This window comes from Actinomyces succiniciruminis (assembly GCF_900002405.1).
Lineage (GTDB): Bacteria > Actinomycetota > Actinomycetes > Actinomycetales > Actinomycetaceae > Actinomyces > Actinomyces succiniciruminis.
On record NZ_LK995478.1, the window covers coordinates 3,729 to 14,989 of the forward strand.

Sequence of the window (11,261 nt, forward strand, 5' to 3'; positions counted from 1 at the left end):
AGGCGGCGTCCTCGGCGAAGCCCGCCGCTACGGCCTTGCGCGCCTCGGGGAGGGTGACGTTCCAGTCGGCGAAGACCTCCACCAGCCGCTCGGCCAGCTTGGCCGGGTCGGCGAGGTTCAGGAAGGGGGCGAGCATGCGCACGCCGTCGGTCTTCTCCCCCTCGGCGGGGGCGGCGCCGTCGGCATCCGCGCCGTCGCGAATGGCCTCCACGTTGTTGCGGATGACCTCGGGGTAGGTGGCCACGATCGGGCAGTTGTAGTGGTCGTCGGCGCCGTCGACGAGTCCGCGCTCGTAGAAGACGCAGGGGAACCAGATGGTCTTCACGCCCTTGTCGATCAGCGACTGGACGTGACCGTGGGCGAGCTTGGCCGGGTAGCACACGTTCTCGGAGGGGATGGAGTCCATGCCCTTCTCGAACAGCTCGTGGTTGGAGCGGCCCGACAGCATGACGCGGAAGCCCAGCTGGGTGAGGATCGTGAACCACAGCGGGTAGTTCTCGTACATGCCCAGCACCCGGGGTACGCCGATCTCGCCGCGGGTGTCCTGCCCCTGGCGCAGGCGCCGGTAGGCGAAGGTGCGCCGGTACTTGTAGTCGTACAGGTTGGGCATGTCGGACTTGGTCTTGCGGCGCTCCTGGGTGGCGCCACGCTCGCAGCGGTTGCCGGACACGTGCCGCTGGCCGTCGTTGAAGGTGGTGATGGTCAGCTTGCAGTGGTTCTGGCACAGCTTGCACACCGTGGTCTCGGTGGTGAAGCCGAAGCGGGACAGCTCGGCCAGGCTCATCAGCGTGCCGGGGACGCCGTCGTAGGTCTCGTGGGCGGTCAGGGCGGCGCCGAAGCAGCCCATGAGGCCGGCGATGTCGGGGCGGACGACCTCGCGCCCGGTGAGCAGCTCGAAGGCGCGCAGCACGGCGTCGTTGAGGAAGGTGCCGCCCTGAACGCTGATGCGCTCGCCCAGCTGGGAGGCGTCGCGCAGCTTGATGACCTTGTACAGGGCGTTGCGCACCACCGAGTAGGACAGTCCGGCGCTGATGTCGCCGGGGGTGGCGTTCTCCTTCTGGGCCTGCTTGACCGAGGAGTTCATGAACACGGTGCAGCGGCTGCCCAGGTCCACGGGACTGTCCGCGGTCAGCGCGGAGGCGGAGAACTCCTGGATGGACTGGCCCATGGACTGGGCGAAGGTCTGCAGGAAGGAGCCGCAGCCGGCGGAGCAGGCCTCGTTTACGGAGATGGAGTCGATGGCGCCGCCGCGGATGCGCAGGTACTTCATGTCCTGCCCGCCGATGTCGATGACGCTGGTGACGCCGGGGTTCAGGTGGGCGGCGGCCCGGTAGTGGGCCATGGTCTCCACCACGCCCTCGTCGATGCGCAGCGCGGCCTTGACGATGCCCTCGCCGTAGCCGGTGACGCAGGAGCGGACGATGCGCACGTGCTCGGGCATCTCCAGGTGGATGCGGCGCAGGATCTCGACGGCGGCGGTGACGGGGTCGCCCTCGTTGCCGGCGTAGTGCTCCCAGACGATGCGGTTTTGCTCGTCGACGACGACGGCCTTGATGGTGGTGGAGCCGGCGTCGATGCCCAGGAAGCAGTCCTGGTAGTGGGTGGGGGCGCCGTCGGCGGCCGCGGCGTCGGCGGGCGGGGCGGGCCAGCCGACCCGCTCCACGGTGGCCTGGGCGTGGCGGGCGCGGAAGGCGGCGAGTTCGGCGTCGTCGGCGAACAGGGGGCGCATGCGGCTGGCGCCCGTGCCGGCGGCGCGGCGGGAGGCGAGGCGGTCGGCGATCTCGGTCAGCGGCGTCGGCTCCCCGTCGGCCAGGAGGGCGGCGCCGACGGCGACGTACAGCTGGGCGTCGTCGGGGCAGGTGAAGGAGTCGACCTGGTCGGCCAGGGTGCGCTCGAAGGCCCGGCGCAGCTCGGGCAGGAAGTGCAGCGGGCCGCCCAGGAACATGACGTTGCCGCGGATGGGGCGGCCGCAGGCCAGGCCGGCGATGGTCTGGGTGACCACGGCCTGGAGCACGGAGGCGGCCAGGTCCTCGCTGGCGGCGCCCTGGTTGATCAGCGGCTGCAGGTCGGACTTGGCGAACACGCCGCAGCGCGAGGCGATCGGGTAGAGGGTCTGGTATTTGGCGGCGAGTTCGTTCAGGCCGGAGGCGTCGGTGTGCAGCAGCTGCGCCATCTGGTCGATGAAGGCGCCGGTGCCGCCCGCGCAGGTGCCGTTCATGCGCTGCTCGGGGGTGGGGTGCAGGTAGGTGATCTTGGCGTCCTCGCCGCCGAGCTCGATGATGACATCGGCCTCGGGGTTCTTGGCCTGGACGGTGCGGGTCTCGGCGATGACCTCCTGCACGAAGGGCAGGCCCATCAGGTTGGCCAGGTTCAGGCCGGCGCTGCCGGTGACAGCGCCGCGCACGCGCGCGCCCGGGAAGGCGGCGTCGACCTCGGCCAGTAGGCGGGAGACCTCGCCGCGCACGTCGGCGTTGTGGCGGCGGTACTCGGCAAAGACCGGCTCGGGGAAGGGCTCGCCCGCGACCGGTTCGGGCAGCAGCACGAGCTTGACGGTGGTGGAGCCGATGTCCAGGCCCATGCGCAGGGCGGCGGCGGGGTTGGCGGTATCGGCGTCGGCGGCCGTCGTCGCAGATGGGGCGCCTGCGGCGGCCGTGCCGGTGGCGCGCCGGGCGGGGAAGGCGGGCATGCCGAGCGGGATGGCCATAAGCGACGGGCCCGTGCTGGCGACCGGCCGCCCCTCATTCACGACGGGCGCGGCGCCGGAGACAGCCGGCGCGGATACAGCGGCGGGCTGCTCGACGTCGTTCCTGCGTTCAGCGTTCGCGGTCATGAATTCACCTCTCGACCCCACCCGGAATGCGTTACTTCCGGGGCCTCCCAAGACCCGGGGTCGGATAGAACCGTAATCACGGGCGCCGTCAGGCTTCAACGGTGTTGAAATAACCCGGCCCTAGGCCCTTAGTCCTGGCGGCTTTTCCTTGGAAGCGCCGCGAGCCGGAACGAAACCGCCTGAACATCCCCTGAACGCCGTTGAATATTGCGCAGCCAACCTTTCCTAATTCGGGAGAACGTGCAGCCGCCCAGGCCCCGCGAGCCGGATCGTCTAGCCTCACGACATGAGCGACGCGGCCGCACCCAGGCGATCCCATTCGGGGCAACCCCTCCCCGCCACCCCGATTCCCCAGGACACAGGCGACGTCGACCCCGCCGCTCCCGGCACCAGCTCCGCATCCGCACCCGCACGTCGTCGGGGGCCGCGCTCCGGCAGTCGCGCGGGCACGGGCGCCGAGACCACGCGCGACGCCATCCTCGACGCCGCCCGCACCTCCTTCCTGGCCAAGGGCTTCGCCAAGACCACCATCCGCGGGGTCGCCCGGGCCGCCGGCGTCGACCCGGCGCTCGTCTCCTACTACTTCGGCTCCAAGGGCGACCTGTTCGGCGCCTCCATGAACCTGCGCATACGCGCCAGCGAGGAGATCGCCAAGGTGATCTCCGGCGACATCCGCACCGCCGGGCCACGCCTGGTGCGCCTGGCGATGACCGCCTGGGACGACTCCTCCGGCGGGGTCACGTTCCGTTCCCTGCTGCGCTGGGTGTCCACCGACGACGGCGCCCCCGAGGCCGTGCAGACCTACGCCACCGAGCAGATCGCCGTACCGGTTGCCCAGGCCCTGGAGCAGGCCGGGGTGCTGGGGCCCGACGCCCGCGAGCGCGCCACCCTGGCCGGCAGCCAGTTGGTGGGCCTGGCGATGATCCGCTACGTCTTCCAGGTGGAGCCGCTGGCCAGCGCCCCCGTGGACCACCTGGTGGAGGTCGTGGGGCCGACCATTCAGCATTACCTCACCGGTCCCCTGCTGCGCCGGCAGACGCCGGAGAGCCGCTGATCCGCCGTCCTATGCGCCTCCGGGCGGATGCGCACCACCAGCCCGGGACTAACGGGGCTCAGCAAACGGGGCCCGGCTCTCGGGCGGGATTGTCCGAATGCCGTTCCGTGTCCCGGTGTGTCACACGTTCCCGTTAGCATGGGTTCGTGATCTTCAAGGCCGTCGGCGACAGTGCGCCCTACCCCGCTCACGGGGTCACTGCGCAGCGCAACTGGGCGGCCATCCCTCCTCGCCAGATCCGGCTCGATCAGTTGGTGACCACGCGAGCGCAACTGGACCTGCGCGGCCTGCTCGACGACGACTCCACCTTCTACGGTGATCTGTTCGCCCACGTCGTCGCCTGGAACGGGGAGTTGTATCTGGAAACCGGTCTGCACCGGGCCCTGCGCGCCGCGCTCCAGGGGCGCACCTCCATCCACGCGCGCGTCCTCGAACTGACCAACGACGGCCGCCCCGTCTCCGCCCCGCCGCCGCCCACGGAGTAGACGGCGGCGGGCCCCCTTCAGCCCTGCCGACGGGCCCGTTTGGCGTAGGCCGGGCCCTCGAGTTCGGTGCCCGCGGGCGCCGACGCCGGTGAGGCCTCCTCCAGGTTCGTGCCCCGGGCCCGGGAGATGGCGCGCATGGCGTGGTAGACGACGATCGCCGCCAGCGAGCCCAGCGCGATTCCCGCGAAGGTCATGTCGCCCCAGCTGAAGGTGTAGTCGGCGATGGCCACCACCATGGCGACCGCCGCGGTGTTGAGGTTGACCGGGTCGGAGAAGTCCACGCGGTTCTGCACCCAGATGCGCACCCCGAGCATGCCGATCATGCCGTACAGGACCGTCGCCGCCCCGCCCAGGACGCCGGCGGGAATGGTGGCGATGATGACGCCGAACTTCGGCAGCAGGGACAGGCCCAGAGCCGTCACGGCCGCCACTATGTACGCGGCCGTCGAATACACACGCGTGGCGGCCATGACGCCGATGTTCTCCGCGTAGGTGGTCGTGCCCGAGCCGCCGCCCACGCCCGCGAACATGGTCGACAGCCCGTCCGCGAACAGCGCGCGGCCGGTGACGTCGTCGAGGTTCTCCCCGGTCATGGCGGCCACGGACTTCACGTGCCCGATGTTCTCCGCGACCAGCACCAGCACCACCGGGATGAACAGGCCCAGGAGGCTGACGTCGAAGGCGGGCGCCCGGAACTCGGGCACGCCGATCCAGCCGGTCTGGGCGATCTGGGAGAAGTCGACCTCTCCCCGCACGCAGGCGGTGGCATAGCCGATCAGCACGCCGATGAGGATCGACAGCCGCCCGATGATGCCCTTGAACAGCACCGTGATCACCAGGATCGACACGATCGTCACCAGGGCGGTCACCGGGGCGGTCTTGACGTTGTTCCAGGCGCTGGGCGCGAGGTTGAAGCCGATCAGGGAGACGATGGCGCCGGTGACGATCGGCGGCATGAGCCGGTCGATCCATCCGGTGCCGGCCACGTGGACGATCACGCCGATGACCGCCAGCAACGCGCCGACGGAGATGATCCCGCCCTGCGCGAGGGACGCCTTGGCCTCGTCCAGCGGCGCGCCCGCGTCCGCCGCGTACCCGGTCACGGCGCCGATCGGCGCGATCAGGGCGAAGGAGGAGCCGAGGTAGCTGGGCAGGCGGCCCGCAGTGATGAGGATGAACAGCAGCGTGCCCAGCCCGGTGAAGAACAGGGTGGTGGACGGGTTGAAGCCCGTCAGCAGCGGCACCAGGAAGGTGGCGCCGAACATGGCGACGACGTGCTGCACGCCGATGCCGACGGTGCGGGGCCAGCTCAGCCGTTCGGCGGGGGTGACGACCTCGCCGGGGGCGATAGAGCGGCCGTCGCCGTGGAGGGTCCAGCCGTGGAAGCGGCGTTTCTGCTTGGGTGGCTGCTTGGAGGGCACGTCGGCTCCTGTCGCGTGGGGGAAGGGGACCGGCACGCGGAGAAGCGACCCCGCACGCCGGAGCGGCAGGGCCCGGCAGAGTCCTGCCGGGGCCACAGTCTAGAAGCCGCCGCCGACGCCCATATGAACTGTCCGCGCCCGCCATCGACGTCGTCGGCACCCGCCGACGGCGACGCCGGCCTGCTCCTCCCGGCGCGCATCCGGTCACATATCTCCACGACACAGCTTTCACAGGGCGCGCATAGCCTCGCCTCTTAGCGTGGAACGCGGTCCGGGACGGCGCACGCCGTCCGCCTCCCACAACCGGAAGCAGCCAATGTCTCCCAGCACTCTTGCCTACATCGCCGTCGACCTGGTCGCCCTGGTCGTGCTCGTCGGCGCCCTGTACACCCGCCGCCACGCCCGCAAGGACCTGGTGGCCGCCTACGCCGGCGTCAACGTCGGCGTCCTGGCGGTCACGCTCCTGCTGTCGACGGCGTCGGTCGGCGCCGGCCTGGGACTGGGCCTGTTCGGCGTGCTGTCGATCATCCGCCTGCGCTCCACCGAGCTGGCCCAGCACGAGGTCGCCTACTTCTTCGCCGCCCTGGCCCTGGGCCTGCTCGGCGGCATCACCGCCGCACCGCTGGCGCTGACGGCCCTGCTGATGGCGCTCGTCGTCGCCTCCCTGTGGATCGGCGACCACCCGGCACTCATGCGCCGGAGCCGCCACCAGATCATCATGCTGGACCGCGCCATCACCGACGAGGACGCGCTCATCGCCCACCTGGAGCAGCTGCTGGACGCGCAGGTGCGCTCAGTGGAGGTGCAGCGCCTCGACCTGGTTGACGACACCACGCTCGTCGACGTCCGCTTCCGCCTGCACCCGGCGGGGCACTCGCGGGCGACGACGGCGTCGGCTCAGCCCGCCGCGAGCGCGCCCGCCCCGGCGCCGGCGCCCCCATCCGCGCCGTCGTCTCATGCCTCCCGTCCCCAGCACGCCGCCGCGGCCGCTCCGACGGACACCGCCGACTACGTCTTCCCGCCCGTGGTGCAGCCCGTGGCCCAGCCCGCCGGCCGCTGAACCCGGACCAGAGGACGGACAAGCCGCGTCACGCACCGCGCAGCCACAGGAGTCACCCCTCATGAATCAGCACCTGCGCACCGGACGACTGGCAACAACCACGCTGGACGAGCTCAACGCCGCCGCCGGCCTGCTCACCCGCGTGGACCGCAAGTACCTGCTGCCCCTGACCACGGCCCAGGCGGTCGTCGACGCGCTGGAGGGGCAGGCACGCGCACTGGCCATCGACGGCCAACGCCGCTTCGCCTACGCCTCCGCCTACTTCGACACCCCCGGCCTGGACGCCTACCTGCTGGCCGCTCGCAAGCGCCGTCGTCGCTTCAAGGTGCGCACCCGCTCCTACCTGGACTCCGGAATCTGCTTCCTGGAGGTCAAGACCCGCGGCGCGCGCGGCGCGACGGTCAAGCAGCGCATGCCCTACGCGCTCGACGACGCCGACCGGCTCACCGCCGAGGGGCGCGCCTTCGTGGCCGGCTGCCTGGAGCGGGCGCAGGTCTGTTCGCCGGGACACGCCGCGGCGCTCGCCGACTCACTGGTGCCGGTGCTGGCGACCTCCTACGAACGCACCACCCTGCACCTGCCGCAGGCCCGCGCCCGGGTCACGGTGGACACGGGTCTGACGTGGACCGATCTGAGCGCCGACGGCGCGCCCGTGCGGGAGGCGTCGGCCGACGGGTTGGTGATCGTCGAGACCAAGAACCCGGCCACGCCGTCGCCCGCCGACCGGCTGCTGTGGGCGCAGGGGCACCGCCCGGCCAAGATCTCCAAGTTCGCCACCGGCATGGCGCTGCTCCACCCGGAGCTGCCCGCCAACAAGTGGCGCCGAGTGCTGGGGCGCGAGTTGGCCGACGCCCAGGACTCTCAACTCGGCCGTCTGGCCTTCGCCGCCTGACGGCGCCCGCCGCGCACCGGCGTTCCCGGAACACCAGGCACACCACCACTCACGAGGACTCCACCACATGAAGAACCCGCTCAAACACCTGTACCGCATCACGCGCACCGGCGCCATCCGGGCGCTGGCCGCCCTCGCCGCGGTGGCGCTGGTTGCCGGCTGCTCCACCGGCACCGCGGCCTCCAGCGCCTCCGCCGGCCTCGCCTCCGGAACCGCCTGGACCACGATCACCAGCGAGGTGGCCACGGCGTCCACCGGCGCCGGCGTCGCCGAGATCCTGGCCGCGAACGCCGACACCTCCGAGGCGGTCGCCGCCGTCACCACGGACGACGACACCGGCACCTATGACGCCGCCTCCGCCACCACGATCACCCTGTCCGGCGACTCGGCGAGCGTCGACGGCGACGGGACAGCCGGCGTGAGCGTCGACGGCGGCACCGTCACCATCAGTGCCGCCGGCACCTATGTGCTGTCCGGCGAGCTCACGGACGGCGAGGTGATCGTGAACGCCGACGACGCCGAGGTGCGCCTGGTGCTCGACGGCGCCGCGATCACCAACGCCGACGGTCCGGCCATTGACATTCAGGATGCGGGCAGCGCCGTCGTGGTGCTGGCCGAGGGGTCGGAGAACACGCTCACCGACGGGGAGACCTACGCCGACACCAGCGAGGACGCCCCCACCGCGGCCCTGTTCTCCTCCGACACCGTGGTACTCACCGGCACCGGCTCACTGACCGTGACCGGCAACCACAACGACGCCATCTCCTCCAAGAACGGCCTGGTCATCCAGGGCGCGCCCACGCTCACGGTGGACGCCGTCGACGACGGCATCCGCGGCAAGGACTACCTGGTCGTCTCCGGCGGCACCATCACCGTCACCGCCGGTGGGGACGGGCTGAAGTCCACCGAGGACGACGACGAGACCAAGGGCTTCATAGTCCTGGGTGCGGCCGACATCACCATCACCTCCGGTGACGACGGCGTGTCCGCGACCACCGACGTCACCGTGAACGGCACCACGTTGACCGTGACCGCGGGCGGCGGGCAGGCGAACGCCACCCAGGAGGAGGGCTTCGGCGGCATGGGCGGCATGCCCGGCCAGCAGGGCGAGGCCGGCGCACAGCCCGAGCAGCAGGCACAGCCGCAGGACCAGCAGGCGGGCGCTCCGGCCGAGCAGGCGGGCGACGCGACTGAACCAGCGGGCGACGCCGCCACCGCCGTCGCCACGGATGCCGCCACGGATGACGACGAGGACGAGTCCGGCGTCGACGAGGCCACCAAGCCCAAGGGCATCAACGCCGGCGTCAGCTACACGCAGGAGGACGGCACCGTAACCCTGGACGCCGCGGACGAGGGCCTCCAGGGGGCCTTCATCAACATCGCCGGCGGGGCCCTGACGATCACCTCCGGCGACGACGGCATCAACGCCACCAATGGCGACTATGTGATCGAGGGCTACGAAAACACCAATTCCGAGGCCGACGACGGCTCAGTGCTGACGATCTCCGGCGGGCAGGTGCAGGTGTCCTTCACCTACTCCGACGGCATCGATTCCAACGGGTCGGCGTACATCACCGGCGGGCAGGTCGTCGTCTCCGGTCAGGCGGGCTCCATGGACGGGGCGGTGGACGTCAACGGCGAGAGCCAGGTCGTTGGCATCACCGGCTCCCCGAGCGTGTCCGCGGGCGACACCATCACCGTGACCGGCGCGGACGGCAACTCCTGGGAGATGACCAGCGTCTTCACCTCGCAGTACCTCACCGTGCTGGGGCTGACCGAAGGCGAGGAGTACACCGTGGCCACCACCTCGGGCGGCTCGGCCACCGGCACCGCCGCGGCGCTCAGCTCGGGCATGGGCGGAGGAATGGGTGGCGGCATGGGCGGTCAGGCGCCGTCCGGCGACGTCGGCGGCCAGGGAGGCCAGGCCCCGACCGGGGACATTCCCACCGACGGCGGCATGGGCGGCGATCCCGGCCAGGCTCCGGCCGACGGGACCCAGTCCACCGAGTCCTGAGGCGGGCTCGCCCGCAGCATCCGGGGCGCCGCGGGCCGTGGGTCAGGTCAGGTGCTCCTTGAGGAAGGCGTCGACGACGTCGAGCACGCCGTCCTGCCAGAAGGGGGCGCCGCCGTGGTCGGCGCCGGCCAGCCGGTAGAAGGTGACGTCCTGGCCCTTGGCCTGCAGGTCCTGCACCAGCCAGACGGACTGGGAGAAGTTGACGATGCGGTCCTTGTCCCCGTGGACCACCAGCAGCGGCGGCAGGGCGCGCCGCGAGGCGTGCGGCACGTGGTCCATGATGACGGTGGGAGCGACGAGTTCGGGATGCTCGTCCACCCGCACCCGGCCGATGAGCCAGCCCTCGGGAGAATCGGCCTCCAAATGGTCCTGAATGGATAGGTGCTCGTTCATCCGCCCGATGTGGGTGGGGCCGTAGTAGTCGACGAAGGCGTGTAGGCCCAGCGCCTCGGCGACGGGCTCGTCGGAGAAGGCGGGATCGTCGTCGGCGCCGCCCGTACCGGTGGCCCAGGTCATCAGGGTGCTGTGACCGCCGGAGGAGTCGCCCCACATGGCCATGCGATTGACGTCGACGTGGTACTCGGCGGCGTGAGCACGCAGCCAACGCACCGCCGTCTTGGCGTCCTTGGCCTGGGCGGGGAAGGGCGCCACCTCGCTGCCGCGGTACTCGACAATGGCGATCACGTACCCGCGGGCGGCGAAGGCCACCAGGTTGCCCAGTTCGTGGCCGAGCTGCTGAGTGTGGAAGGCCGAGCCCTGCACGTACAGGATGGTGGGGTAGACGTCGGTCGCGGTGTCCGGGAAGGCGGCCCGACGCGGCGGCATGATGATCTGCAGGTGGAGGCTGCGGCCGGACTTCTCGGCGTAGGGCACGTTCAGGTGGACCTCCCCGTAGCGGGGTTCGTCCACCGCGGGCAGCGTGCGCATGCCGGGCGCGGTCAGCTCGGAGGCGGGGAAGTCGGCGGGCTCGACGAGCCGGGGCGGGGTGAATAGGAAGTCGGTCATGGCGTGCTCCATGTCAGTAGGACGGCGTCGGCCGCGGCACAAACCATCATGCCTCCCCCGGGGATGCCGCACGCCCTCCATGGAGAAACCGTGGAGTTGCTCGAACGGTGAAAGCTCCCCGCTACGCCTTCGATCGCGTCGGCCAGCTTCTCAACGATTCGCGGGTCACTTCGATCGGAAGAACGTCGATCTCCCGACAGACCGTCGCCTCCGGTGGGAGTTCGTCCTCCTGCTAGGTACCGAGGATCGACTGCGAACCGATGACGATGACTTCGCGGCCTTTTCGAGTTTGAGGGTGTGGTGGCTGGCGTGTTGCGGGGTCAGGGGCCTGGTGGGCCTGCCGGTTCACCGCGCCGGACTTGTCTGCCGGCAACCCCGGCGTCTGGAAGCGGGTTCATCTGCAACGCCACTTCCCGGTCTGCAACGCCACTTCGGGGTTAACAACGCCAGTTAACCGTCTGCTGAAGGGCTCCGAGGTATACAGCAGACCGTTAAGTAGC

General features: G+C 70.8%; 8 protein-coding genes. 5 read left to right on the top strand and 3 right to left on the bottom strand.

Annotated elements, in window-relative coordinates:
- Nucleotides 1–2,578, bottom strand: a 2,578-nt coding sequence (locus BN1056_RS14600; protein WP_244671489.1) for a BadF/BadG/BcrA/BcrD ATPase family protein, incomplete at its 3' end; no start/stop codon positions are given.
- Nucleotides 2,579–3,116: 538 nt separating this feature from the next.
- Here BN1056_RS14600 and BN1056_RS03765 point away from each other — a divergent pair.
- Nucleotides 3,117–3,884: a TetR/AcrR family transcriptional regulator gene (locus tag BN1056_RS03765; protein ID WP_210579190.1), complete on the top strand. Its 768-nt coding sequence runs from the start codon at nt 3,117–3,119 to the stop codon at nt 3,882–3,884.
- Between the two features lie 146 nt (nt 3,885–4,030).
- Entirely contained in the window at nt 4,031–4,369 is a 339-nt protein-coding gene (locus BN1056_RS03770; protein WP_210579192.1) for a type II toxin-antitoxin system VapB family antitoxin, read from the top strand.
- Nucleotides 4,370–4,386: 17 nt separating this feature from the next.
- Here the strand turns inward: BN1056_RS03770 and BN1056_RS03775 are convergent, their stop codons facing one another.
- Complete coding sequence (locus BN1056_RS03775) at nt 4,387–5,790, bottom strand: uracil-xanthine permease family protein (RefSeq protein ID WP_210579194.1); 1,404 nt, start codon at nt 5,788–5,790, stop codon at nt 4,387–4,389.
- A gap of 316 nt (nt 5,791–6,106) precedes the next feature.
- Here BN1056_RS03775 and BN1056_RS03780 point away from each other — a divergent pair, with 316 nt between their 5' ends.
- The 3 genes from BN1056_RS03780 to BN1056_RS03790 all read left to right on the top strand — a co-directional run bounded on the left by BN1056_RS03780 (nt 6,107) and on the right by BN1056_RS03790 (nt 9,756).
- Nucleotides 6,107–6,850 (top strand): DUF4956 domain-containing protein, encoded by a 744-nt coding sequence (locus tag BN1056_RS03780; RefSeq protein WP_111818859.1) that lies wholly within the window; start codon nt 6,107–6,109, stop codon nt 6,848–6,850.
- A gap of 61 nt (nt 6,851–6,911) precedes the next feature.
- On the top strand, nt 6,912–7,742 hold the full coding sequence (locus BN1056_RS03785; protein ID WP_210579196.1) for a polyphosphate polymerase domain-containing protein: 831 nt from the start codon (nt 6,912–6,914) through the stop codon (nt 7,740–7,742).
- Between the two features lie 67 nt (nt 7,743–7,809).
- On the top strand, nt 7,810–9,756 hold the full coding sequence (locus tag BN1056_RS03790) for a carbohydrate-binding domain-containing protein (RefSeq protein ID WP_210579200.1): 1,947 nt from the start codon (nt 7,810–7,812) through the stop codon (nt 9,754–9,756).
- Between the two features lie 42 nt (nt 9,757–9,798).
- On the opposite strand, the gene BN1056_RS03795 is transcribed toward BN1056_RS03790, so the two are convergent.
- Nucleotides 9,799–10,761, bottom strand: coding sequence for an alpha/beta hydrolase (locus tag BN1056_RS03795; protein ID WP_210579201.1), 963 nt, complete (start codon nt 10,759–10,761; stop codon nt 9,799–9,801).
- Nucleotides 10,762–11,261 lie beyond the last annotated feature (500 nt).

Coding starts and splice junctions, on each gene's coding strand:
- BN1056_RS03765 (WP_210579190.1), top strand. CDS start 3,117: ATGAGCGACGCGGCCGCACCCAGGCGATCCCATTCGGGGCAACCCCTC.
- BN1056_RS03780 (WP_111818859.1), top strand. CDS start 6,107: ATGTCTCCCAGCACTCTTGCCTACATCGCCGTCGACCTGGTCGCCCTG.
- BN1056_RS03785 (WP_210579196.1), top strand. CDS start 6,912: ATGAATCAGCACCTGCGCACCGGACGACTGGCAACAACCACGCTGGAC.
- BN1056_RS03790 (WP_210579200.1), top strand. CDS start 7,810: ATGAAGAACCCGCTCAAACACCTGTACCGCATCACGCGCACCGGCGCC.
- BN1056_RS03795 (WP_210579201.1), bottom strand. CDS start 10,761: ATGACCGACTTCCTATTCACCCCGCCCCGGCTCGTCGAGCCCGCCGAC.